Annotated in this window: 1 protein-coding gene; it reads right to left on the reverse strand. The window is 61.6% G+C overall.

What is annotated here, in order from left to right:
• The coding region (locus SB772_RS46380) for a UUP1 family membrane protein (RefSeq protein WP_410839316.1) at positions 1–229 on the reverse strand (229 nt) is incomplete at both ends.

Here is a 229-nt window from a genome sequence, read left to right on the forward strand (position 1 = left end):
GGGCAATGGACAGCAGCAGGTCGATGATCTGGGCTTTTTTCATGGCCGAGGTGGCGCCGGCCAGCAGCAGCTTGACGTTGTCGTCGTTGAGATTGTTGACCCGCTTGATGGTCTCGCTGACGAAGGTCTCGACGTCGGCCGAATGCTGGCGGATCGGCGCCATCAGGGCTTCGGCGGCGATTTTTTCGGGGCCTTCGACAGCCAGGCTGTCACGGAAGGTCGGGCCTTT

Source organism: Paraburkholderia sp. SIMBA_030 (assembly GCF_046535245.1).
Classification (GTDB): domain Bacteria; phylum Pseudomonadota; class Gammaproteobacteria; order Burkholderiales; family Burkholderiaceae; genus Paraburkholderia.